General features: G+C 43.4%; 19 protein-coding genes and 1 tRNA gene. 6 read left to right on the plus strand and 14 right to left on the minus strand.

Annotated elements, in window-relative coordinates:
* Positions 1-104: 104 nt before the first annotated feature.
* The 5 genes from AC5JP1_RS06085 to rimO all read right to left on the minus strand — a co-directional run bounded on the left by AC5JP1_RS06085 (position 105) and on the right by rimO (position 5,299).
* On the minus strand, positions 105-914 hold the full coding sequence (locus AC5JP1_RS06085) for a phosphatidate cytidylyltransferase (protein WP_443524570.1): 810 nt from the start codon (positions 912-914) through the stop codon (positions 105-107).
* A 174-nt stretch (positions 915-1,088) separates the two neighbouring features.
* Positions 1,089-1,847 (minus strand): polyprenyl diphosphate synthase, encoded by a 759-nt coding sequence (gene uppS / locus AC5JP1_RS06090; RefSeq protein ID WP_443524571.1) that lies wholly within the window; start codon positions 1,845-1,847, stop codon positions 1,089-1,091.
* A gap of 305 nt (positions 1,848-2,152) precedes the next feature.
* A complete protein-coding gene (gene frr, locus AC5JP1_RS06095) occupies positions 2,153-2,707 on the minus strand; it encodes a ribosome recycling factor (protein ID WP_319050044.1) in 555 nt (184 codons plus the stop codon).
* Positions 2,708-2,805: 98 nt separating this feature from the next.
* Entirely contained in the window at positions 2,806-3,531 is a 726-nt protein-coding gene (pyrH, locus tag AC5JP1_RS06100) for a UMP kinase (protein WP_319050043.1), read from the minus strand.
* Between the two features lie 172 nt (positions 3,532-3,703).
* Entirely contained in the window at positions 3,704-5,299 is a 1,596-nt protein-coding gene (rimO, locus tag AC5JP1_RS06105; protein WP_493843525.1) for a 30S ribosomal protein S12 methylthiotransferase RimO, read from the minus strand.
* A 134-nt stretch (positions 5,300-5,433) separates the two neighbouring features.
* Here rimO and AC5JP1_RS06110 point away from each other — a divergent pair, with 134 nt between their 5' ends.
* From AC5JP1_RS06110 to AC5JP1_RS06120, 3 genes are all read left to right on the plus strand, one after another.
* Positions 5,434-6,795, plus strand: coding sequence for a two-component system sensor histidine kinase NtrB (locus tag AC5JP1_RS06110; RefSeq protein WP_443524574.1), 1,362 nt, complete (start codon positions 5,434-5,436; stop codon positions 6,793-6,795).
* A gap of 82 nt (positions 6,796-6,877) precedes the next feature.
* Positions 6,878-8,644 (plus strand): sigma 54-interacting transcriptional regulator, encoded by a 1,767-nt coding sequence (locus tag AC5JP1_RS06115; protein ID WP_443524575.1) that lies wholly within the window; start codon positions 6,878-6,880, stop codon positions 8,642-8,644.
* A 230-nt stretch (positions 8,645-8,874) separates the two neighbouring features.
* Positions 8,875-8,959: transfer RNA gene (locus tag AC5JP1_RS06120), tRNA-Leu, on the plus strand.
* Between the two features lie 73 nt (positions 8,960-9,032).
* Here the strand turns inward: AC5JP1_RS06120 and AC5JP1_RS06125 are convergent.
* Positions 9,033-10,763: an LA2681 family HEPN domain-containing protein gene (locus AC5JP1_RS06125; protein WP_493843526.1), complete on the minus strand. Its 1,731-nt coding sequence runs from the start codon at positions 10,761-10,763 to the stop codon at positions 9,033-9,035.
* 55 nt (positions 10,764-10,818) lie between these two features.
* Entirely contained in the window at positions 10,819-11,883 is a 1,065-nt protein-coding gene (locus tag AC5JP1_RS06130) for a serine/threonine-protein kinase (protein ID WP_493843527.1), read from the minus strand.
* Positions 11,884-11,947: 64 nt separating this feature from the next.
* On the opposite strand from AC5JP1_RS06130, the gene AC5JP1_RS06135 reads away from it, so the two are divergent.
* Positions 11,948-12,889 carry an ATP-binding protein gene (locus AC5JP1_RS06135; protein ID WP_493843528.1) on the plus strand — a complete coding sequence of 314 codons (942 nt, stop codon included), beginning with the start codon at positions 11,948-11,950 and terminating at the stop codon, positions 12,887-12,889.
* Between the two features lie 71 nt (positions 12,890-12,960).
* Here the strand turns inward: AC5JP1_RS06135 and AC5JP1_RS06140 are convergent, their stop codons facing one another.
* The 6 genes from AC5JP1_RS06140 to gyrA form a co-directional block, all read right to left on the minus strand.
* Positions 12,961-14,097 carry a ribonuclease Z gene (locus AC5JP1_RS06140; protein ID WP_493843529.1) on the minus strand — a complete coding sequence of 379 codons (1,137 nt, stop codon included), beginning with the start codon at positions 14,095-14,097 and terminating at the stop codon, positions 12,961-12,963.
* A gap of 32 nt (positions 14,098-14,129) precedes the next feature.
* Positions 14,130-14,402, minus strand: coding sequence for a hypothetical protein (locus AC5JP1_RS06145; RefSeq protein ID WP_493843530.1), 273 nt, complete (start codon positions 14,400-14,402; stop codon positions 14,130-14,132).
* A 127-nt stretch (positions 14,403-14,529) separates the two neighbouring features.
* Positions 14,530-15,198, minus strand: coding sequence for a glutathione S-transferase (locus AC5JP1_RS06150; RefSeq protein WP_443524650.1), 669 nt, complete (start codon positions 15,196-15,198; stop codon positions 14,530-14,532).
* Positions 15,199-15,484: 286 nt separating this feature from the next.
* A complete protein-coding gene (gene rarD / locus AC5JP1_RS06155) occupies positions 15,485-16,555 on the minus strand; it encodes an EamA family transporter RarD (protein ID WP_443524652.1) in 1,071 nt (356 codons plus the stop codon).
* A 240-nt stretch (positions 16,556-16,795) separates the two neighbouring features.
* Positions 16,796-17,866, minus strand: a complete 1,071-nt coding sequence (rarD, locus tag AC5JP1_RS06160) for an EamA family transporter RarD (protein ID WP_443524654.1) — start codon at positions 17,864-17,866, stop codon at positions 16,796-16,798.
* 142 nt (positions 17,867-18,008) lie between these two features.
* Positions 18,009-20,795 (minus strand): DNA gyrase subunit A, encoded by a 2,787-nt coding sequence (gene gyrA / locus AC5JP1_RS06165; RefSeq protein WP_443524656.1) that lies wholly within the window; start codon positions 20,793-20,795, stop codon positions 18,009-18,011.
* 469 nt (positions 20,796-21,264) lie between these two features.
* Between gyrA and AC5JP1_RS06170 the strand changes: the two genes are divergently transcribed.
* Positions 21,265-21,546: a hypothetical protein gene (locus tag AC5JP1_RS06170; protein ID WP_443524658.1), complete on the plus strand. Its 282-nt coding sequence runs from the start codon at positions 21,265-21,267 to the stop codon at positions 21,544-21,546.
* Positions 21,547-21,708: 162 nt separating this feature from the next.
* Positions 21,709-22,566, plus strand: coding sequence for a methyltransferase domain-containing protein (locus AC5JP1_RS06175; protein WP_443524659.1), 858 nt, complete (start codon positions 21,709-21,711; stop codon positions 22,564-22,566).
* A 64-nt stretch (positions 22,567-22,630) separates the two neighbouring features.
* On the opposite strand, the gene AC5JP1_RS06180 is transcribed toward AC5JP1_RS06175, so the two are convergent.
* Complete coding sequence (locus AC5JP1_RS06180; protein ID WP_493843531.1) at positions 22,631-23,956, minus strand: ABC transporter ATP-binding protein; 1,326 nt, start codon at positions 23,954-23,956, stop codon at positions 22,631-22,633.
* Positions 23,957-23,973 lie beyond the last annotated feature (17 nt).

Here is a 23,973-nt window from a genome sequence, read left to right on the forward strand (position 1 = left end):
TAAAATGATGTAATCGTGAATAATGCTATGTATGAGGCGCTCGCCAAGACAATCACTTAGCTTGAGTATTATACTCATACAACCAGCTAAGCGACCCTGTCATTTTATACCACTATTAAACCCAGCTGCTGTATCAGCCAAAAACCAAGGGCAAATATAGGCGTGGCGGATAACAATGAATCAATGCGATCTAATATACCGCCATGACCTGGCAAAATAGTTCCAGAGTCTTTGACATCAGCACGACGTTTGAGCATTGATTCAAACAAATCACCAAGTACAGAGGCAAGAATAGTGATTGCAGATAGTGCGGCAAAAGCAATTAGCGCAAGTCCTGTCAGCTGTAGCTGGAACACACTGATCGCAACCACTACCAGTAAACCGGTAACCAAGCCACCAGCTAAGCCCTCCATACTTTTATTGGGTGAGACATTGGGTGCCATCTTTCGGCGACCAAGCTTACGGCCAACGAAGTAAGCCCCACTGTCAGCGCACCATACCAATAGGAACACGTAAAGGAGCCACCATGCTGATAGCTGCCACAGATAAAACATCGCTGTGATTGACGCTGTCAAAATGACCACACCCATCAATGCTAGTTGTTTACCATACCATTTGGTCTGCGTGGGGAATACTTTGACCCAAGATAACGCCATCAGCCATATGACTAGTGACGCCACCCACCAAGATAGCCAAGTCACCTTGAACATAAGCGACAATACAGTAATGACGAATACCAATAACACAAATACAATCGGCTGACGCCATTTCGGCATTAGCTTTGCCCACTCGTGAGCCGCAATAACCACGCCAACCGCTAGCAGAGGCGCAAATAAAACAGGTGTTTGGCTCGCAAACATTGCAATACCAACGATAATAACGAGAATAATTGCCGTCTTAATTCGTTGCCACATACTTATCGAGCCTTATAATGATGATGAAAATACAGCCAAGAGATGTATTGTAGTTGCTAGTCGATTATCGCCCAATAACAGCAGTGACACTAATTAAAGCGGTTTATCATTTCACAAGCAAGCGATATTGACCACTTATAGGGTACTAATTGAATTTTTATGACGACAAACACTTCAGTGGCTTTGCTGCTCTGTCACAACCTGCTCGCTAGTTTTGCCAAAGCGGCGTTGACGCTGTGCAAACTCGGCAATCATCGAAGCAAGTTCTTGTGGGACAAAATCTGGCCATAAAGTTGGCGTAAAAAACAACTCTGCATAGGCCGCTTGCCACAACAAGAAATTAGATATCCGGTAGTCACCGCCTGTACGCACCAGCATGTCTACTGCTGGTACGTCGGCCAATTGTACCTGCTCACCAAGCCTCTCAGCATTGATATCTTCAGGATTGAGATCACCTGACTGCACCTGATGTGCCAGTTGTTTTGCGGCATGGGCGATATCCCATTGTCCACCATAACTAATGGCAATCACCAATGTCATTGCCTCAAAGTTCGCGGTCTTTTGCTCAGCATCTAGCATTAATGCTTGCAGCTCTTCACTAAGCTGACTGCGATCACCAATGAAACGCAAACGAATGCGGTATTTATGCATACGCGGCATTTGCTCATTGATGGTTGATGCCAATAGTTGCATCAATAGTGCCACCTCACTAGGTGGACGTTGCCAATTTTCACTAGAAAACGCAAATACGGTCAGCACTTCGATACCAACATCGACACAATACTCAACCAAAGGATCTAGCGCATTTTTACCAGCAATATGACCTTGGCCCTTGCCCAATTTATTGGCTTTACCGTAGCGATTATTGCCATCCATAATGATAGCGATATGATGAGGAAGAACAGTAGGTGCAATAGCGGCTGGAGAGGACATAGGCAAACTTGCTTATTATTAAGGTGAAATAATGATAACGTGTGCAGCAGCGATTAAAAAGCGTCATGTAAATAATTCACAAACTTATCGTCATTGAGAGATAAAATCCCTTAATAGATTGTAAACTAAACCATCTAATCTATAGTCTGCCATGTTGTGGGCAAACACTACAAAGTTATGGATAGATCAATAAATGCATATCGATATATCCAAGAATAAACAGCCAATAGTTATCACGTATTGGCTGTCACATTATAAATAGTCGATTGAATTGAGCATTGCTATAAATAGCAAGTATATCAATATCAGACTTCCATCAGGTCGCTTTCTTTTTTGCTTAAGCGGCTATCGATAGTTTCGATATACTTGTCAGTGATTTTTTGAATATCATCATTGGCGCGGCGCTCGTCATCTTCTGAGATTTCTTTTTCTTTTGCCAAATCTTTGATGTCATTCATCATATCACGGCGGATATTACGGATAGACACACGGCTGCTCTCCGCTTCTCCGCGTGCAAGTTTTTGCATGTCGCGGCGAGTGTCTTCTGTCAATGCTGGCATTGGCACACGAATCACATCAGCAGTCATTGGGTTTAGACCCAAGTCCGCTTCACGAATAGCCTTATCTACTGCTTGAACCATGGTACGGTCAAACGGCTGAACCAGTAAGGTGCGTGAGTCTTCAACGTTGACGCTTGCAACTTGGTTTAGCGGTGTATCAGAACCGTAGTAGCTGACCATGACACCTGACAACATGCCTGGATGGGCACGTCCAGTACGGACTTTACTAAAAGTACTCTCAAGCGCTTCTAGTGTTTTTTGCATGCGTGATTCGCCGTCTTGCTTAATCTCTTTAATCATTATGTGTCCTTATTTATCGCTATCGACAAATTTTTTATTTACTATTAGGGTGTTAATTATGAGCTGCTTGCTAAACTCTGCGTTTAGTGCCACATCAATTAATGAAAAACGCGTGTCCCTTCGTTTTCGCCCATGATGACGTTCAACAGGGCATTGGGTTTGGTCATGTCAAAGACTTGTAGCGGTACATTATGCTCACGGCATAACGCAATAGCCGTCAAATCCATCACGCCAAGTTTTTGCTCTAGCACTTCATCAAAAGTGAGACCATCATATTTTTTGGCATCAGCGTGTAGGCTTGGGTCTTTGTCATAAACCCCATCAACCTTAGTTGCTTTTAGGATCAAGCCCGCTTCGATCTCGATACCGCGCAGGCATGCTGCTGTATCAGTCGTAAAGAATGGATTGCCGGTCCCTGCAACGAAGATACAAACTTCACCGTTTTTGAGATAACGAATCGCATTACGACTGCTATAACTTTCGGTAACCTCACCAATTGGCAATGCAGACATCAGGCGCGTTTTGATGTTGCGACGCTCAAGGGCATCGCGCATCGCCAGACCATTCATTACCGTCGCTAGCATGCCCATCTGATCACCAGTGACACGGCCAACCAAGCCTTCTTTTTGCAATTGAGCACCGCGATATAAGTTACCACCGCCGACCACGATACCGACTTGAACCCCTAATCCGCGCAAGTGAGCAATAGACAGGCTCATTTTATCAAGCACTTCGGTATCAATACCCATGTCTTTGCTACCAGCCAAGGCTTCGCCAGAGAGTTTTAGCAAGATACGAGCGTAACGCGGGTTTTTGTCAGACATGAGGTCACCTTATTATCATGAAATTATAAAGAAAATTATGGGTAAAACACAAATCAAGTTTGGTCGCAACGCTGCACTTAAAGACAAGCGTATTAAACAGGCTAAATTGCGCTAATTGTAGCAAAAACTGCCCGCCATTGGGCAATTTTCACTCGTATATCTTGTCAAATGCCTAACCTTGATAACTGGCAAATAGATCGTACTCACTAGCATCATTAATCGTTACCGTTAAGAACTGCCCAACTTTGACTTGATCGTTGATCTCATCGACATAGACGTGACCGTCGATCTCAGGGGCATCCGCATAGCTGCGGCAAATAGCAATATTCTCATCACTATCAATCTCATCGACCAATACCATTAAAGTTTTACCTACTTTTTCCTGCAGTTTTTGCGCTGAGATATCTTGTTGCAGCGCCATCAAGCGCTCGTAGCGAGACTGCTTAATATCTTCAGGCACGTGATCTGGCAAATCATTGGCAACTGCGCCTTCGACTTCTGAATACGTAAAGGCACCCACGCGATCTAGGCGAGCCTCTACTAACCAATCAAGCAAGCACTGAAAGTCTTCTTCGGTCTCACCAGGGAAACCAACCACGAAGGTCGAACGAATCACAATATCAGGACAGATATCACGCCATGCTTTGATACGCGCTAAGGTGTTTTCGCTGTGCGCAGGACGTTTCATTGCTTTTAGGATACGATGACTGGCATGCTGAAACGGAATATCGAGATAAGGTAACAGTTTCTTTTCGCCCATAAGTTCGACGACTTTGTCTACGTGTGGATACGGATAGACATAATGCAAGCGCACCCAAATCCCTAAATCATTCAATGCTTGGCACATGTCATAAAATTTAGACTTGAGCGGCATACCATTCCAAAAACTGGTCTTATACTTTAGATCAAGGCCATAGGCTGAGGTGTCTTGCGAAATGATAAGCAGCTCTTTTACGCCTGCTTTTTTGAGCGCCATGGCTTCATTCATAACATTGTCAATCGGACGCGATGCCAAATCACCACGTAGACTTGGAATAATACAGAACGTACAGCGATGATTACAGCCTTCTGATATCTTTAGATACGCATAATGACTTGGGGTGAGTTTGATGCCCGCTTCATCAATCAGATTTATTTTTGGATCGTAGTTGGCGTCCAAGCTGCGATTTGGTCTTGGCACATGCTGTGCAACTGCCGTAATTACTTCATCATAAGCATGCGCGCCCGTCACTGCGAGTACAGCGGGATGCATTTCACGGATCTTGTCCGCCTCTTTACCCAGACAACCCGTGACAATCACCTTGCCGTTTTTGCTAATGGCCTCGCCGATCGCGTCAAGTGACTCTTGAACCGCTGACTCAATAAAGCCGCAGGTATTGACCACGACCAAATCAGCACCATCGTAGTCGCTGGCAACTTGATAGCCATCACGGCTCAGCTCAGTGATGATACGCTCACTATCTACCAATGCTTTTGGGCACCCTAGTGACACAAACCCAATCTTTGGTGCAGCGCTGACTGGCATCGTAGCCGTGGCATTCGCTGTCGAGGCTGAAGTGGCGTGGCTACTTTGGGTAATATTGCGGTTTTGATTGTGGTTGGCTTTATGATGGTAAGGCTGGTCAGCATTTGCTTGACTGACATCGGTCTGGCTCTGCTCTTTTGCTATGGCTGGCTTAGCAGGATTAAAGACGGTGGCAGTATCTTTTACGGCTGACGTAGGGATTGTCGTTGTCGTATTCACTGACTCGGTAGAAATTTTGGACATGGCTGACCTTGCTAGAGATAAATTGGCTGAGCGCATTGTACGTTTTTTTTGCAAAAATCACCAGTTTTGCCGCTCTATAGTCTTGATTTGTGGTTAAATATTCAATCAAACATCCTATTTTTTGGGTAACATCCATGACCGCTGATTTTATCACTACCAAAACCACACCTGATTTAGCATTTGTATCACAGCATCTATTTACTGCTATTTTATGGGTTAATGACCAGTTATCGATTACACGTTTAAATGCACAAGCAGAGCAATTGCTGGCTATTAGCAGTGGAAGGTTAATCAATCAGTCTATCTTAACGCTATTGGCACCTGAAGAATTAAAACCCAAAGAAAGCACCACTTTGGGCAATAGCGACAGTAGTGAGAATGGGCATCTGGACGAGCCTATCTGCTCTTTAAGAGAGCGTTTTAGTCAAGCGCAAGATTACCAGCAACCGTTTATTGACCATGATCACCTCATCAAGACGCCATTAAATGGCAACCTACTACTCTCTGTTGACTATAGCGTGACGCCTGTGATCTATGAGCAGCAGTCATACTTCATCATTGAGATGTGGGGTAAAGATCGTCAAAGCCGTATATCAGAGGAGCAGCGCCAGCAGCAACAATATGCCGTTGCCCGTCATATGCTGCGGTCAGTCGCTCACGAGATCAAAAACCCACTCGCAGGTATCCGCGGTGCCGCGCAATTATTGCAGCGACAATTTATCAAATTCAGTGATGTCACGACCACCAACAAGGATGCTACCGCTAGCAGTACTTCATCGAGTGTCAGCGCTGATACAAATGATGATCTGCAAAAAATGAATAAAAAACTGCGCAACTATACCGATATCATCATCTCAGAGACCGATCGCTTGACACATCTGATTGGGCAGTTGCTTGGCTCCAACCAACTACCAAACTGGCAGACACTGAATGTCCATGAACCCCTAGAGCATGTGCTGACTTTAGTCGTCAGCCAGTATCCAAAAATAGCCATACAGCGAGATTATGATTTGTCATTACCTGAGTTGTGCGCTGATAAAGATCAGTTAATTCAGGTATTTTTGAACATTATCAATAATGCTTGTGAATCTATGACTGAGTTTGAGCAAACGCTGCAACAAAACAAACTCTCTGACGCTGAGGGTGCATCATCCGCTGACCTGCAAGCCAATATAAATTCTGATTATCAGCCAACTCTGCACATTCAGACTCGCGTTGCCTTTCAGCACACCATTATAGGACAGCAGCACAAGCAAGTCTTGCAAATCACCATTACCGATAATGGTTCAGGCATTGATCCTGCACTCATTGGACAGATATTTTTCCCAATGGTGACTAGCCGTGCTGCAGGCACTGGTCTTGGGCTATCAATCGTGCAAGATATCATCAGCCACCACCATGGTATGATTGATGTGAGTTCTACAAAAGAAGCCAGTGACAATCAAACACGTTTTACTCTATATCTGCCCTTTACCCAGCCTATCGCTGAAACGTAGAACACATTATGCTCTAAAACTGCTAAATTATAAGACGCTCAATCCCAAACCAACAATAACAATTGCTCATTAGGCCCGATACATGACCGAATATAGTGATAACCACAAACCTAAAAGCGATGCCAAATCCCCAATAGTAACCGTTAATAATATCCCTAGCGACCACCCTGCTACGCTATGGTTGATCGATGATGATGCTGCACTGCGTATGGTTTTGGCAGATACGTTTGAAGATGCAGGACTGACGGTAATCAGTTTTACCCAAGCGCAAGCAGCATGGACTCGTCTCAACGATTCGTTAAAACAACCAGAATCAGACGCTCAGCTACCAGATGTCATATTAACTGATATTCGTATGCCAATGATGGATGGTCTGTCATTTAGCGACTGGGTACATCAGCATTTCCCTGATATGCCCATTGTTATTATGACAGCACATTCAGACCTCACTTCTGCTATCAATAGCTATCAGACAGGTGCCTTTGAATACTTGCCCAAGCCTTTTGATTTAGATGATGCAGTGGCCACTATCTACAAAGCCATCAACTACCAACCAAACATGGCTGCAGTTGACTATCCAAGCGAACCTGACAGTCAGGTCACCACCACTGACACCTCTGAGAGTGATGGACAACCTATAGCAACCAGCTCACCTACCAAAAACGCTAAAAATGACGCTGAAGTGATCCCTGATCCAAAAAACAATGGTAATCCTAGCGGCATAGTGGGTCAGTCACAGGCTATGCAAACGGTGTTTCGCGCCATTGGTCGATTGGCACAGTCCCCTATTTCTGTGTTGATCACAGGAGAGTCTGGCACAGGTAAAGAATTGGTCGCCAGCGCCCTGCACCAACACTCACCGCGTAAGCAGCAGCCCTTTATTGCGCTTAATATGGCAGCGATACCTCATGATTTGATTGAATCTGAGTTATTTGGTCATGAAAAAGGCGCATTTACTGGTGCAACGACAACCCGGCAAGGTCGCTTTGAGCAGGCTGATGGTGGGACGTTGTTTTTGGATGAAATTGGTGACATGCCTTTTAGCACTCAAACGCGCTTACTGCGCGTACTGGCTAATGGCGAGTTTTACCGCGTTGGTGGACAGCAGCCGATCCAAGTCGACGTACGCATCATCGCGGCTACTCACCAAAATTTAGAAGAGCTGGTCACCCAAAATCGATTTCGTGAAGACTTATTTTATCGACTCAATGTCATCCGTCTACCACTACCACCACTGCGCAAACGTCCCGAAGATATTCCAGCATTAGCGGCTCACTTTATGCAGTCTGCCGCTGAGCAGATGAACACGGCCGCCAAGCATTTACATCCTGCTGCCGTACAGATCATGCAAGCCTTTGACTGGCGAGGTAATGTCCGTCAACTTGAAAACGTCTGCTTATGGCTCACAGTAATGGCGACTGGTGATACCGTGACGGCGGCAGACTTGCCACCTGAGCTGCTCGAAAACATCCCAGCAGATGCAGAGCTGTACCAAGAGCATGGTCTATCACCGCAAGAAATAACTCAAACTCCTGCACTACAAAACAGCGACGCTGCCATAAATAATGCTCAAGACAGTCCAAACACCAAAACCAGTCACACTCTTACAAACCCGAGTTGGCAGCAAGTACTTGCTATTTGGGCCGAGCAATCTCTCAACACAGGCGAGACTGATATTTTACAAACCGCAACGCCTGAGTTCGAACGGGTCTTATTGACGGCAGCACTCAATCATAGCGGCGGTAAAAAGATAGAAGCGGCAAGTTTGCTCGGTTGGGGACGCAATACCTTAACCCGTAAATTACAGCAACTAGATATCTCTGCACCAAGAGTACCCTCCAAGGATTAATTAATGGTTAATTAATCATCAAAAACGCGAAATTTAAATGCTATTAAAATCAGATATTTATAGAAATAACGAAAAATAATTGCGAAATAGTTAAAAATAAATGCAAATAGGGGTTGACCAAAAATTCAAACTCTATATAATAGCCAACCACTGAGACGCACTACCGAATCAGTTAACTGTCTAGATAGCGTTTGAATTTAATCGCTTTTGATGATAGAGTAACGGAAAATGGGGCTGTGGCGGAATTGGTAGACGCACCAGATTTAGGTTCTGGCGCCGCAAGGTGTGAGAGTTCGAGTCTCTCCAGCCCCACCATTTTCGGATAGTACATCTTAGACCAAATATCAAAACCTGCTTTTTAGCAGGTTTTTTTGTGTCTGTAATTTAATTATTTTAGAGGGGTTTCAAGATTAATCGCTAACCTATCATCTTTAGGCTTTTGCTTTTCTTCTAAATGTATAGCCAATGACAGATACATAATAGAATTACGAACAAGCTTCATTAAAATAATGACTCTTGCTTCGAACTCACTTTCCGTAACGACTAAAGAATGATTTGAACGCTTATCTTTCTCATAGATTTTTGTTTTCTTTTCTTTCAGATCATCCTTTAAATTGCATTTTTTAGTTTGTAACAAACATTTAAGAGCATTATTATCTAGTTTTTCCACCACAGTAATTTCAGCTGCTGTCGTATCAATAAGGTTTTCTAAGGCTATTACCTCATTTTGTATGTTTTCAAGCTCAGAACTTCTAAATACGATATCTAATTGGCTTAATTCATAGCCAAAATCATCAACTATTTTTAAAGATCGATGTTCAATGGCATTTCTAATTTCTGAAAATGACTTGGCGTCTGGATCTAGCCAAAGACTTACAGGCGTAGCGCCCTTGACATCCCGAAGATCTTTAAGAATATAAAATAGCGCATGGATAAAATGATTTTTACTATCTTTAATTTTCTCGTTTGGCTTCCATCTTTTATTATTATTTAATTCCTTGAACACACTATCAAAGCTAATTCTATGATCTTTCCCAATATTATTTAAATCAAGAAATCGATTAATAAAATATGCGATTTTATCGAAAATTGAGTAGAGTGTTCTAAATGCGCTTTTATAATGACTAGCTTTGATATTGGTAATTGAGTATGACATATCATTAACGTGGGGGTATGTCTCGTTAAAAATGTGCGTCTGTTCATTTGACATATTTTGAGCTAAAAAAATTAAGTAACGTGCGTAGCAGTAATCATTTTTTATTTCATCAAAATTACCATGGTAAATAAGCTCTTCGTCCAAGGATAAAGCACTATTAATTTCTGTCGAAATTGATGGTAAAGTCATGATATCTTGGTAAACAACTTGTGAGATACATACATCATTTAAATCATTAAGAAAGAACCTATTGTTACCGCACCATTCTAAATAATCTTTTTGCTTATCCGTTTCAAAACTTTCTTCAAATTTATGGAAATACTCGAAATCTTGCGTTTTATAACACTTCTCGAACCATGTTTTGAAATTTATAAGATCACTCCCTTTTACATAAGCAATTTTTTGTTCAGGATATAGCTCTTCAATAGTATTTAGACCTAATATTACAAGCCCATATGCAATATATTGATGATATTCAATATGTCCGTGATCATATAAATTTCCAGCAATAAAAAGCTCATTGTTTGCCTTTGAAATTATAGATACTGGGTTTTTAGTACATTCATAGGCACTATCCCAAAGAGGAATGCAACAAAACGAGCGCCCTTGTGAACTAAGACTATTGCCCAAGTTGGTTTCAACATTGCCCTTCAAAATTTGATCATTGTAGGTTAATTTTTTTATTTTCTGTAAAGCATATAAAGATTTTCGATAAGAAATTACTGCTTGACTTAAATCGTCAGAAAACCAATCTAACTCTCTATAACTATAAACTTCTTGCAAGCAGTTGCCTATTGTGTAATAGAATTGAGCTTCATCACGTAGATTTTCGAAAGTGTAACTATTAGTCAGAATCTGCTCAATAAACTCTTGAACTTTTTCCTTATCTCTACTTAATAATAATTCATCAGCTTTCATTGATAACAATTCAACATCTTTAAATATTAAAGTTTTTTCTTCCATACTTTTCATCCTTACACAAGATACTTATTAATTTAATACGTGTATCTCAAACATATTAAATTACCCAAAGGTCAATCAATACCTCTTCCATCATCTTATATCGTTTTTCTACTCGCTTCGCCAGCATCTTATCTACAATGCTTTGATAGTGAGCGTATGCTATTGGTAGCCTAATAATAGGTTGTTGGCAGTGCTGCATGGCCCAATCTGTCATTGTTTGCTGACTTTTAGAATTTATACTAAATGGTCGCGCGCCCGTCAACATCTCAACCATCATGATACCAAACGCGTAAATATCACTTTGTATGGTTGCCTTTTGCCCTTGCCAACGCTCAGGCGCTAAGTATGCTGGTGTGCCGCTAGCAGAATTTATTGCGTTTGGTTGATCACTTCTTTGGGCTAATGCAAAATCCGTCAGTAGTAAATCAGATGCTTTATGGTCGCTACCAGCATTATCCTTCGGGATGTTGATAATATTGCTAAACAAAAAATTACTGGGTTTAATATCATTATGCAACCAACCAGCTGTGTGTAGACTGAGGATGAGCTGAGCGGACTGTACAAGCAAATGATGCTTTTGCTCGTCAGTTAGAAATGAGTGGCGCTGATGGTTTAGCAGCTTGGCTAGGCTAGCATTTTCATAATACGGCATAACCAATACCGTTAATCGCTGAGGCTGCCCTAACACTCCGATATCTATATCGTAATTGTCAAATACAGATGGTGTGATAGTAGTAAGTTGAACCTTCTGCGAAACACTTAGCGATTGTAATACGCTTATTTCATAAGTTAGATCTGAGATGTTTTGTAGCACATTTGAAGTGCTGGATATTTCCCATTTGATCATCACCCTGCCATACTGTAAATGTTGGGCGCGCGTTAGACCTTGATAGCAGTTTTGCTGCCTGCTCTGCCTAATATGTTGCGTGTCGCTCTCTTGAGTCTGCTCTGTGCTTCCCTCTCTGTATTGTTGACTAATACGCTGATGCGCTATTTTACTATATGCTCGCTCTGACAATGCTTGGGTGATGACTGGCAATAGTTGCCCAGACTTCGCTTGCAAGGCTTGTTTAATAGGCGAATTACTGGCACTATTTTTCACAGTGTGGTTGTCTATCATATTGCACCGCCCCAATCACGCCACTATCTTATTACCCAACTGCCACTTTACCGCTAGAGTTATTATGTCACAGTCTACCCAATATGCCCTGCCTGCCCCTTTGTTAGAGTTGCTCAGTCAGTATCTGCAAGAGCACGTCACACCCACTATTGAGATTGACCCTGATCAACTGGCATATCGCTGGGTTGGTGGACGTACTGGTCACCTGCAGCCATTATCGGTCAATCTGTTTTTGAGTTTAGATGATCTGCAAGGTATCGATACGCAAAAATCAAAACTGGTACAGAACACGCGCCAATTTTTAAGAGATTATCCTGCTAATCACGTCTTGATGACAGGCACACGCGGTGCCGGTAAATCTTCACTGATTCGTGCCTTGCTACAAGCGTATCATAGCGAAGGGTTGCGTATTATTGAGATTGCGCGTGACGATCTACAAGTACTGGATAAGATTCGCACGGCTATTAATGAGCTGCCAGCAGACTCGAACTGTCGCTACATCGTCTACTGTGATGACTTGGCGTTCAATGGTCAAGATGAAAGTTACCGCGCGCTAAAAAGCGTGCTGGATGGCGCGCTAGACTCTGAGCAAGACAAGCTACTGGTCTATGCCACCAGTAATCGCCGTCGTCTGCTCCCTCAGATGATGAAAGACAATCTTGATATTTATAATGGTCAGACCGACGAGGTTAACCCCTACGAGACTATTGATGAGACTGTGTCGTTGTCAGATCGGTTTGGCTTATCATTGACCTTTCATCCTATGGATCAACAGACCTATTTGCAAATTATTCAACATTACCTGAATTTAGAACAACGGAAAATCTCGGCACATACTGATCATGATGTGGAGGTGACTGCGGATGATGGCAGCTTGGCCAACAAGATAAGAATGGATGCTTTGCGCTGGGCCTCTGAACGTGGTGGGCGCTCAGGACGAGTGGCTTATCAATTTAGCCGTTACTGGAGCGGCAAGACGCAATTGGCGCTTGAGGACCACAAATAAGCAATAGCTGCTAATCCATACCCGTAACACCTTACCTATAAAGTCATGTCTATAAAGTTATGTCTATAAAGTCATAACTGATTGCTGCGTGCAGAACCCACATACTGTACGCGGTTATCTTGCTGGTCGTCTACCAAGGTGGCAGCACCATCGACCGTATATTGTGCAAAATCTGACGCTAACCATAGATTACCTTTATAGACACTTTGCGCATCTAAGCGGATATAGGCCATATTTGGTGTTTCGCTCTCTGGGTTATCAAAGCTTTGATAACGAGCGCTAAAATGGGTCAAAATCAGATTCTGCACACCTGTGTTTTGCGCGAATGTACCCACTATATGCGCGCTACTATGCATAGGGTCAAACTCTGGATTTCTGGCTTGAATAGCCATCAACACCTCATGCGTATAAGTGGCTTCGTGCACCAACAGATCTGTATCAGCAACAGCATCACTCAGGCATTCTGGCGTATCATTATCACCTGCCACCACTACTTTTGTACGCTGCATATCATTATGAACATAATCTACTGAACGCAATTGCTGACCATCCTCAGTGATAACATCTTCACCTTGTTGTAATTTGCCCCATAGCGGACTTGCTGGGATACCATTCTCTTTGAGTTTATCGGTATTCAATAGTCGGCGGCTAATGGTCTGAGTGATACCAAATCCATGGGACGGCACGCGATGCGATAGCGGGTAGACCTCTATCATAATCTGCTGCTGTCCATCTAACTCTAGCGTCACTTTACCTTGGTCACTCTCTTGTGAGAGTAAGTCTTCTATCGACACAAAATCAAGCGTAAAGGTCAGATATAGCTCAGTCGTTGAGATAATGGCCTCAAGCAAGGTAGCAATCGCATTGGGCGCAATGAGCGTTAGCGGATCACGGCGTCCTGACATCGCAGCACTCGCTAGCAATCCTGGTAGACCATAGCAGTGATCACCATGGACATGAGTGATGCAGATAGCAGTCAATTGACGTAAAGACAACTTGGTATGTAGCAGCTGCTGCTGTGTGCCTTCACCACAATCAATGAGTAGCCAAGGTCGTGATTTTTTATTTTGATTGCTACTATGCTGTGAGCGGCTCTGCTGCTGCAAACCAGAATTATGAACATTCAAGCACTCAACTGCCAACGCAGTTACGTTACGCTGTTTGGTTGGCGCCCCTGCAGAGGTTCCCAAAAAGGTTAGCTTTAGCATAGATGATGCCTTTTATTTGTCAGAGGTATTTATTATGACCGCTGACATATCATGGTTCGTTGAGCCTCAATCATTTGCCCACCATTTGCGGTACACTCATTGACCATGTTGGACTCATAAGACTTCCAACCACCATAAAAACTGGCGGCACATAGAATAACAACCAGTAGTTTTTGTGACCATGCCTTGATAGATACCTGTTGGCTATCAATAGCTTGTCTATCTTGCATATTCTGTCCTGATGGCTGGTTGGGTTTGATGTCTTTGGTTAGATTTGTATGATTCGGTCTATTGGAATCTGTCATTATTTTATCCTAAAAAAGGCTTTGCTTAAAAATAAACAAAACCTTTTATCTAAATATCCACTCGAGTAATAAGCCAAGTATTGAGCAGTGCTTATTGATGATACCAATTCGATAATACCAGCATCATCTAAAAATTAAGACGCCCGCCTTTTTCTTCGGCGCGCTTAAAGGCATCTCTTTCTTCACAGCGTTGTAGCCACGTTAAGATATTGGCATATTTACTCTTGTTCAAGCCTGCGCCCGCATTCGCGCCTACAACCGCGAGGTGCATTTGAATATCAGCGGCACTAAACTCGCTGCCTGCAAACCAATGGTTTTTGCTCAAGTGTTGCTCCATCATGTTTAGCATTTTGTCCAAACCATTTCCGATCATGTTCTTTTCGACCTGACCTTGGATTTTTTTGCTAATCGGTTTGATCAACATAGGTGACTGACTCACAACCTTTGTAAACACTAGACGCATAACCAACAACGGCATCAGCGAGGCTTCTGCAAAATGTAGCCAAAACGTATAGGCTTCCCACGCCGCTTCGTCACTATCGTCAGGCTTGAACTGTTTTTCTTTGTCATAGTGCTTAATCAAATACTCAATAATGAATCCCGATTCAAGCAATACGCGATCGTCTACTTCTAGCATTGGCGCACTACCGATTGGGTGCACTTTTTTTAGACTATCAGGGGCGCGGTATGCTTTATTGCGCTCATAGCAAGTCAATTGATAATCGGCGTTTAGCTCTTCTAGAAGCCAAATGATACGAAACGAGCGTGAGTTTGCTAAATGATGAAGATGTAACATAAACCGTCCTAGTCATATATTGTTTTGGGTCAGCCCTGAGGTTTAGGAGATACGTTCTTAGAGACAGCCTTTTAGATACCGTCACTTAGAGACAGTTTCTCAAACATAATCTCTTAAACATAATTTCTTAAACATAGTGCAGCGCCCTTAATTAAGCGCAGCAGCATCTTCCTCGATAATAGCTTAATTTAGTGCCCTTTGACACAGCAAGTTTGTAGAGTAATAGCAAAAAATCTTACCTACCAAGTCAGTTCTATTGACTGCGATAGTGCTATATTCATTAGCATTACGATAGATTTAGCGCTTCAATCTTGCGCGTCATCTTATCTATCTTTTGCTGATACTTCTTAATTTGACGGAATCGATGCGCAATCAGTACGCCCTTGATACGGCGGTTTTTAAGACGACGACGCGGCGGAAAACTACCCACTTGTGGCTCATTGTAGCCATGTAGGCGATTGTCACGTTTGCGCGCCAGATAACCAAGTGCGCTATCCGCAATCATAATAAGCAATGCGATAAAAATCATGCTATACATCAGGATGGAACCGCCTTCATGTAAGTTACGGTCCAAAATTGCAATCGAGAATATAAATAGAAATACTGGCTCAAGGTAGCATAAAGTCCCAAATAGTGAGACAGGTAGTTTTTGACTCGCGACCATCGTCAATGACATCGCCGCAGTGCTAATGATGCCGAGCAGAGGCAACAGGTACCAAAGCTTATGGTTGGTGATTGCCACCTCAAAACCACCATTCATATACAGCGCGACCAATACCACTGGCAATAACAATACAAGGTCTGAAATCAAGCCAGTAATAGGCGGTACTGCCAACTTGCGACGTAGCAGATAGTATGGTGGATAGCCCAAGCAAACAAATAAAGTCGCCCAAGAGATCGCACCATATGCAAAGATATCGTAAGCGATACCGAGACCTGCACACACAATGGCAGCCCACTGAAGTAGACTCATATCTTCGTTGTAAAAGAACCTGCCGACAACAATCATAATCATAGGATATAGGAAGTAACCTAACGTGACCTCAAGTCCCAACCCATTGACTGGCGCCCACATAAATATCCAGATCTGCGCGCCCAAAATCGGTGTGGGTAATATAAACAACAGCCACTCTTTGGCGTTCTTTAAAGTTTTTAGATAATCAAAAATGTGCTGCCATTGCTTTAGTACGCTGACCAGCAGCACCAGACTAAAAAACATCGTAAGCACACGCCATGAAGCGACTTGCGTACCTGATAAGGGTTGCAGTAGCAAACCAAATAAGAACAGCAAAGAGTATAAAAAGTTTGCAGCCACCGCAGTGATCGTACCCTGCGAGGTTTGGTTAGTAGTCAACATCACAACAGCCTTTAGAGATTGGGGCACATCCTTGGCAATTTTAAAAAAAAACAAAAGCCTCAGACGAGAACGTCTGAGGCTTTTGCATATAAGGTCGTAGCGCAATCTAAGTTGAACGCTTTTGATGTGTTAGGCTTACATCATGGGGCGCATTATGTCAAAGTCAGAATAGATAAGCAATGCCAGTATGCATCTAGTAGATTAACTTATATATTGAGTAAATTTAATGCAGATAAATAATTATTTTGCATCAAGTTTTTCGATTTTTTGCTGTATCTTATTCATCTTTTTTTGGTAGTGACGAATCTTGCGAAAACGATGGGCTTTTAGTACGCCATCGATACGCTGATTGATAAAATGACGACGCGGCGGAAAGCCTCCTACCTGTGGCTCTCTATATCCATGCAGATGATCATCTCGGCGACGAGCCAGATACCCTGCCACACTATCAGCCATCATAACCAGTAGCGCAAGCGTAATCATACCGTACATAAAGAGCGAACCACCTTCTTCAAGGCTTTGACTCAGAACCGTAATGGACAACACAAATAATAGCATCGGCTCTATATAGCTCAGTGCACCAAATAGTGACACTGGCAACTTACTACTCGCGACCATCGTCAGTGACATTGCCATCGCACTAAAAGCACCCAGCAACGGCAGCAAATACCAAAACTTTATGTTCTGTGCTGCCACACTAAAACCACCTGTCATGTAGAGTATGATGAGCACCACGGGTGTCAATAATGCCAAATCAAACAGTAAGCCCGTGATGGGTGGTACAGAGAGGGTACGCCGAAGTAGATAATACGGCGGATAACCCAAACACACAAACAGCGTCACCCAAGACACCGAACCGTATTGAAACACATCATAGCCAATACCTAACGCTGCAAATATCGCCGCCACACACTGCAAAGTACTCATGTGCTCATGGTAAAAAAACCGACCAAGCACGATCATCATCAATGGTAATAAAAAATAGCCTAGTGTCACATCCAAGCCAAAGCCATTAACTGGCGCCCACATAAACAGCCATATCTGGCCGCCTAGAATTGGGGCAGGCAATGTAAATATGAGCCACTCTTTGGGTGTCTTTAGTGTTTTTATATACTCAAAGACATGCTGCCACTGCTTGGTTAGACTGAGCAATATCACCAAGCTTAGTAGCATCATCAGTACCCGCCATGACGCCACCTGTGTCCCTGACAAGGGCAACATGAATAGCCCAAACAAAAACATCATCGAGAACAAAAAGCTTGATGATACGGATGCAATCGTTCCCTGAAAAGTTTGATTGGTCGTGAGCATAACAACAGCCTTAAAAATAGAACCCTGTGTAAATTGTTGAGAAAAATAAATCAAAAAAACAAAAGCCTCCGACGAGAACGTCAGAGGCTTTTTTCTAGAAAAATGATGTAAAACTAGACTGAAAAGCTAATTACTATAAGTATTATTTGTCATCATTTAGCGTATGGTCATTTGCAATGTCGATAGCATCATTGGCATCGGTCATTGCGGTATTGTCAGTGGTCGCATCAATATCTATTTGCTCCTGACCTTCTACCTCAAATGTACCGTCTTCTCTCATGGCATCAACTAACTCATCGTCGCTCTCTTCGTGCTCAACACGTGCCATAGCGACCAGCTTCTCATCTTTTGATAGACGGATAAGCGTGACACCCTGTGTATTACGACCAGAGCTGGCGACATGCTCAACTGGGGTACGTACGAGCGTTCCTTTATCAGAGATCAAAATAATATCATCGGTAGAGTCAACCTTGGTCGCTCGTACTAGTGCGCCATTACGCTCGCTGGTCTTGATTGCAATCACACCGCCGCCACCACGGTTTTGTGTGTTGAACTCTTCGACAAAGGTACGTTTGCCAAAGCCATTTTCACAAGCAATCAGGATTTCACGTACATCATCTTCGATAACCACCAATGATTTGATAAATTCATCGGTCGCCAAACGCATACCGCGAACGCCTTTTGCTGTACGGCCCATCGCGCGAGCATCGTTTTCATCAAAGCGAATCGCTTTACCGCTCGACGCAAACAACATGACTTCTTGGCTACCATTGGTAATGCGCGCGCTAACCAACTTATCACCATCTTCTAATCCAACCGCAATCAAACCGTTCGAGCGAATATTGGCAAATTGCTTCAGCTCTACCCGCTTCACCGTACCATTGGCCGTGGCAAAGAAGACAAATGGCGCTTCTGCTTCATTACTGTCTTCTGATGATTCATTATCTACTAATAAATCGTCATCTTTTACCGGTGACTCTTCTACTATTTTTGGAATCGGTAGTATGGTCGTTACGGTCTCATCACTGTTTAGACCAATCAGGTTGACCAATGGACGACCACGAGCACCGCGACTGGCGATCGGTACTTCAAACCCGCGTAAGCTGAACACACGACCACTGTCAGTGAAACATAATACTGTCGAATGCGTTGATGTCACGACCAGATGATCGATTACATCATCTTCCTTCATCGCCGTGGCAGACTTGCCTTTACCGCCACGCTTTTGTGCCACGTAATCATCAATCGGTTGAGTTTTGGCATAACCCGTACGCGATACCGTCATGACAACGGTTTGCTCAGGGATAAGGTCTTCACGACTAAAGTCCATACGTGAATCAATAATATCGGTGCGGCGCTCATCACCGAAGTTATCACGAATCTCAATCATCTCATTAGAGATAATGGTCATTAGCTTATCAAAATCACCTAAAATAGACTCTAGATGAGCAATTTCACGTAGCAAGTCTTGGTATTCTTCAGTCAATTTATCTTGCTCAAGCCCAGTCAAGCGATGCAATTGCATATCTAAAATCGCATTGACCTGCTCAAGTGACAAGCGATAACGCTCCTCGCCTTCAATTAAACCAAACGGCGCTTTTGGATCTTCGCCTTCGATGAACTCAGGACGTACTGACTGGCTACCCGCAGCGGTAAGCATCGCAACGACGCTACCTGAACCCCACGTGTTATTTAATAAGCTTTCACGTGCAAGGCCACGGTTTGCAGACGCTTTAATCGTTGCAATAATCTCATCAATATTGGCTAGAGCAACGGTCAGGCCTTCGAGCAAATGACCACGGACGCGTGCTTTGTTTAATTCATAAATCGTGCGGCGTGTCACTACTTCTTGACGATGGCGGACAAACGCAGCGATAAGCTGACGCAGAGTCAATAGCTTTGGCTGACCATTATCGAGCGCCACCATATTGATACTAAAGCTAGACTCTAGCGGCGTCTGTAAGAACAAATTATTAACGATAACTTCAGCGGTTTCGCCGCGACGTAAGTCAATAGCGATACGCATACCGTCTTTGTCAGACTCATCACGAATCTCGCTAATACCTTCGATTTTCTTATCACGAACCAGCTCAGCAATACGCTCGATCAGTTTGGCTTTGTTTGCTTGATAAGGAACTTCGGTAAATACGATACGCTCGCGATCACGGTTGACCCCAGAGTTGCTCATTGGCTCGATATGATAGCGACCACGGATATGCAGGCGACCTTTACCCGTACGATAAGCGTCTAAAATGCCCGCACGACCATAAATAATGCCGCCCGTGGGGAAATCAGGACCTGAGATATGTGACATCAACTCTTCGGCTGAGACTTGAGGGTTTTCGGCATACGCTAGACAAGCATTAATCACTTCGGTCAAATTATGCGGTGCCATGTTGGTTGCCATACCAACGGCAATACCCGTCGCACCATTGACCAATAGATTAGGAATACGCGCTGGCATCACACTTGGCATGCGCTCAGAACCGTCGTAGTTGTCTTCCCAATCGACCGTATCTTTGTCCAAATCCGCTAGCATCTGATGGGTCAGCTTGGTCATACGTACTTCGGTATAACGCATAGCAGCCGGAGGATCATCATCGATCGAGCCAAAGTTACCTTGACCATCAACCATTGGATAGCGCAAGCTAAAGTCCTGCGCCATACGTACGATGGCATCATATACCGCGCTATCACCATGCGGATGATATTTACCGATGACATCACCCACTACACGTGCGGACTTCTTGTATGGCTTATTGTAGTCGTTAGATAGCACATGCATGGCATACATCACGCGGCGATGGACAGGTTTGAACCCGTCACGCACATCAGGTAGCGCACGCGAGACAATCACGCTCATCGCATAATCCAGATAGGACTGCTTCAGTTCATCTACGATACCAATAGGACTGACCGACTCGCTCATATACACTCCTTCACTCATATCCACGCTATTAATTTTGCAGGCTTTATAGATAGCGTATTTGCCTCATTAAATACTGATAAGAACCAATAAACATAACAAGCAAAGCAACACTATAAAGCGTGAAAAATATTGGGAAAATGATGATATTTTTGATAATAAATAAAAGAAGCTATTTTAGCACAAATTTGCTGATTTAGGGGTTCTGAGCGTCATTAAAATCAAGCAAAACAGCCTACTAACCCCAATATTTCAAGTAATCAATATCCTCTAAAAATATATTACTAACAGGGACGTTTTGATTGGCTAATTTTGCTGTTTTTGGCCCATTTAGCCTGTTTGAATGGTTGTCGAGTAAATCGAAAACACGCTCTAGACAAAAAAAATTTAAACGCTACACTAACTCATCTTCTACAGTAAGGCATGTTGAACACGTCCTACTTAAATAACGACCTAACAGGCTACTTATATTATGGATATCATTCTTGCGATTATTTGGATTTTAGCAATGGTGCTATATAGCTTTTCGAGTGATTATGTTGCCAGCTTTCCCAATCATAACAATCGTGCCGTACCTTATGTCCGCTGGGGAGCACTTTTTGTTGCTATGGCTTTATCCGCGTACTTGGCACAAGCCTACCAAGAAAACCTACAAGGTAGTGGTATGTGGGTGTTTGTTATCGTCGTATTTATCATCATTGTTTTATCGAAATTCGTTTTTAAATGGGTTATTAATAGACGTTTAAAACGCTAGTTCATATTGAATATTTTTCTTATAGTCAAAGAAATCTAAAACAGCTACAAGGCAGCCGACCGCAGATTGTACACATAGTACCTCTAGGGAGGGTAACATCGTAGCGGTTTAGTAGTTCGCTGATTATCCTCCAAACCTCTTAATTATTGATCTAAATACCTTATGCCAATTAAACATCAAGACAGCCACCCTGACCCAACCCACGCTACAACATCAGAGATCGAGCGAACAGATCGTAGCTTCGATACTATTGCTGATCATTTTGAAAAAAAGGTCTATGGTGGGCTAAAAGGTGAGATTCGACTGGCGGTACTGCGCCGTGATATCTTTGAATATAGCGCGCAAGTGAGTGAGGCGCTTGGGCGACCTTTACGTATCTTGGATGTAGGTGCAGGGCTTGCACAGGTTGCGATAGAGCTCGCCACCCAAGGTCATAGCGTAGTCATCAATGACATATCAGCAAATATGCTCGAAAAAGCAAAAGCGAGTGCAGATCAGATTGAGCAAAAATTAGACATCGCTTGGTATGTCTGTCCCTATCAAGCGCTTGAGGAAAAGCTGGCCCACATAGAAACAGAAAAGTTTGATTTAATCATGTGTCATGCGCTACTGGAGTGGCTCGCAGAGCCAGCAGCGGTCATGAACTTTTTTAATCAGTATTTGACAGATGATGGCGCGTTATCTTTGTGCTTTTATAACCCAGCCAGCTTTGATTATCGTAACCTGATTATGGGGAATTTTAATTTACTTGATAATAATGACTATAAGGCAGACAATAAAAAAAGCCTGACACCCAACCATCCGGTTGCCAAAGAAGAGGTTGAGCAGTGGTTAGAGGCTCATCAATATCAAACCGTGCGCAGCAGTGGTCTGCGAGTTTTTCATGATTATGCCCCGCTCAAACGCGGTGGGCATAACGACCCAGATGCAGTGATACGAATGGAGTTACGTTACTCACAACTAGAGCCGTACAAGTGGCTTGGACGATATTTACATATTTTGGCAGCAAAGCACGCTTAATTAGTGTCTGGTGATATCAATGACAAAAGCCATTATTTCTTATAAATAATAGCTTTGATATTTGCTAGACACCTTCATCGACTCTTGATGATCTATCATATTCTGACCACGTGGTCGCATTGATGTCTTTTTCATCAAATACGACCACATGCTCTAACAACGGCAAAATTCCAATATGTGAGCCAATCGCATGATTGTGGTGACTGGCAACCAACGACAGGACAGTCTGCCCATCATCTAGTTGCAATCGGTACAAATAATTAGCACCGCGAAAGACGCGTCCCACCACCAAGGCTGTCTGCGTACTGTCATCATCATGAATAATGTCATCAGGACGTACCAGTACTTTGATCGGTGTGCCGTTTGGATAGTCATACTCACAGTACTGTGGTTGGCCCGAGTCATCATAGACTTCCATACGGCGATAAATATTGCCCAGTGCTGTTTTTACATGCCCTTCTTTGATGATACCGTCTATCATCGCACCTTCACCAACGAACTCCGCGACAAAAGGACTAACAGGCTCATGATACAACTCGCTTGGAGTCGCCCACTGTACCAGTCTGCCCTTATCCATGACCCCGACTTTGTCTGCTAAGGCAAATGCTTCATTCTGATCATGAGTGACCAATATCGCTGTGGTATTGGTACTTTTGAGAATATCGCGGACATTCATTGCCAGCGACTCACGTAATACCACATCTAGGTTAGAGAACGGCTCATCAAGTAGCAGTAATTTAGGTTTTGGTGCAAGCGCCCTTGCAAGAGCCACACGCTGCTGCTGCCCGCCAGACAGCTCATTTGGACGTTTGTCCGCATGTTCAGTCAATTCAACTAAGCTCAGCATTTCTGCTACTCGAGCCTTTTTATCAGCAGCTGACCATTTATTGAGACCAAAGGCGATATTTTTGGCCACGCTTAGATGACCGAAAAGCGCATAATCTTGAAACACCATCCCCATACCACGTTTGGCTGGTGCCACGGCAAATGAGTGCCGAATGGTTTTTTCAGTCAAGCGCTGGTTGTTTAAGTGAATGGTACCGCCGCGGCTTTGCTCTAGTCCTGCAATCGCTCGTAATGCTGTCGTCTTTCCACAACCACTATAACCCAAAAAGCAGCCAATCTCTCCTTGCTCGAGCATCAACGACATACCATTGACGACGATAGTATCGTCATAGCCGACGATTAGGTTTTGCACACTAAAATAAGGGTTGCCAGCGAGAGACTGCTCAGTGCCTTGGCGTACGCTATTGGTTTCTTCTAAAGGCTCGTTGGGCTGCCCCGGCAATGTCCGAGCTTGGGTGATTGGTGATTTTTTGGCAGGGATGATGTCTACCCCAGCCTTTACTGACTTAGGATCTGATGAGTCGTTGATTGAGTCAATATACATAGACAATCCCAGTTCGC

This window comes from Psychrobacter sp. H29, assembly GCF_059073055.1.

Bases quoted from the DNA above. Each gene is read 5' to 3' on its own strand.
- pyrH (WP_319050043.1), bottom strand. From the start codon at position 3,531: ATGTCTGACAAAAACCCGCGTTACGCTCGTATCTTGCTAAAACTCTCT.
- AC5JP1_RS06085 (WP_443524570.1), bottom strand. From the start codon at position 914: ATGTGGCAACGAATTAAGACGGCAATTATTCTCGTTATTATCGTTGGT.
- AC5JP1_RS06125 (WP_493843526.1), bottom strand. From the start codon at position 10,763: ATGGAAGAAAAAACTTTAATATTTAAAGATGTTGAATTGTTATCAATG.
- gyrA (WP_443524656.1), bottom strand. From the start codon at position 20,795: ATGAGCGAGTCGGTCAGTCCTATTGGTATCGTAGATGAACTGAAGCAG.
- AC5JP1_RS06175 (WP_443524659.1), top strand. From the start codon at position 21,709: ATGCCAATTAAACATCAAGACAGCCACCCTGACCCAACCCACGCTACA.
- AC5JP1_RS06140 (WP_493843529.1), bottom strand. From the start codon at position 14,097: ATGCTAAAGCTAACCTTTTTGGGAACCTCTGCAGGGGCGCCAACCAAA.
- rarD (WP_443524654.1), bottom strand. From the start codon at position 17,866: ATGCTCACGACCAATCAAACTTTTCAGGGAACGATTGCATCCGTATCA.
- AC5JP1_RS06150 (WP_443524650.1), bottom strand. From the start codon at position 15,198: ATGTTACATCTTCATCATTTAGCAAACTCACGCTCGTTTCGTATCATT.
- AC5JP1_RS06115 (WP_443524575.1), top strand. From the start codon at position 6,878: ATGACCGAATATAGTGATAACCACAAACCTAAAAGCGATGCCAAATCC.
- frr (WP_319050044.1), bottom strand. From the start codon at position 2,707: ATGATTAAAGAGATTAAGCAAGACGGCGAATCACGCATGCAAAAAACA.
- AC5JP1_RS06170 (WP_443524658.1), top strand. From the start codon at position 21,265: ATGGATATCATTCTTGCGATTATTTGGATTTTAGCAATGGTGCTATAT.
- rimO (WP_493843525.1), bottom strand. From the start codon at position 5,299: ATGTCCAAAATTTCTACCGAGTCAGTGAATACGACAACGACAATCCCT.
- AC5JP1_RS06180 (WP_493843531.1), bottom strand. From the start codon at position 23,956: ATGTATATTGACTCAATCAACGACTCATCAGATCCTAAGTCAGTAAAG.
- rarD (WP_443524652.1), bottom strand. From the start codon at position 16,555: ATGTTGACTACTAACCAAACCTCGCAGGGTACGATCACTGCGGTGGCT.
- uppS (WP_443524571.1), bottom strand. From the start codon at position 1,847: ATGTCCTCTCCAGCCGCTATTGCACCTACTGTTCTTCCTCATCATATC.
- AC5JP1_RS06130 (WP_493843527.1), bottom strand. From the start codon at position 11,883: ATGATAGACAACCACACTGTGAAAAATAGTGCCAGTAATTCGCCTATT.
- AC5JP1_RS06135 (WP_493843528.1), top strand. From the start codon at position 11,948: ATGTCACAGTCTACCCAATATGCCCTGCCTGCCCCTTTGTTAGAGTTG.
- AC5JP1_RS06110 (WP_443524574.1), top strand. From the start codon at position 5,434: ATGACCGCTGATTTTATCACTACCAAAACCACACCTGATTTAGCATTT.
- AC5JP1_RS06145 (WP_493843530.1), bottom strand. From the start codon at position 14,402: ATGACAGATTCCAATAGACCGAATCATACAAATCTAACCAAAGACATC.